The sequence below is a fragment of the Paenibacillus sp. 05T425 genome, assembly GCF_056396205.1.
In genome coordinates this window covers 1-667 of sequence record NZ_JBFTLA010000046.1, presented here as the reverse complement: position 1 = coordinate 667, position 667 = coordinate 1, and the positions used below count along the sequence as shown (strand labels likewise).

1 protein-coding gene and 1 rRNA gene are annotated in these 667 nt (G+C 47.9%); both read right to left on the bottom strand.

Annotated features, from left to right (window positions below):
• Nucleotides 1–94, bottom strand: a 16S ribosomal RNA gene (locus tag AC1DF0_RS31965); the annotation flags it as partial.
• 292 nt (nt 95–386) lie between these two features.
• The coding region (locus tag AC1DF0_RS31960) for a hypothetical protein (RefSeq protein WP_477577573.1) at nt 387–667 on the bottom strand (281 nt) is incomplete at its 5' end.

Below are 667 nucleotides of genomic sequence, written 5' to 3'. Positions count from 1 at the left end.
CCACCAGGTACAAGTACCCGTGCTGCCGCTCGACTTGCATGTGTTAGGCCTGCCGCCAGCGTTCAATCTGAGCCATGATCAAACTCTTCAGTTCAAACATCTTTGGGTTTTTAAGAAACCCTAAACTTGGCTCAGCAATCGTTGGTTACATCTTTGATTTCTCGCGGAGTAACTTGTGATGCTGATAATCTTGTTGACTATCAGTCTGACYCCACAAGCACCCACACGAATTGCTTGATTCAGTTGTTAAAGAGCGGTTGGTYAAGAGCTTTCGTCTCAACCGAGGCGCGCATTCTACAGCAGCCTCTGTTGCTGTCAAGCGGTTATTTTCAGAAGYTTTCAAAGTTTCCTTTGCAACTTCAACCACTTGCGCTTCCGATCTCTCGTTAGCGGGAGGCGAATTCTACAGCGTTAGTCGCTGCTGTCAACACCTCTTTTTCTCCGCTTTCGACCGAGAAGATCGAACCGTCAATAAGGCGACAATACCCTGCCTTACCAACTCCTTCTGGCTTCGATGAACTGAAGCGTAACCGCTGTCGAAAACTGCGTAACTCGTTGTTTACCAAGGAGTTTTCCGTTTCGACTGCGCCGGAAGTGGGGCGAATTATAGACGTCCAGGATCTGCCGTCAACCTCTAATTTCACATTTCTGTCATATCGGTCAAAAC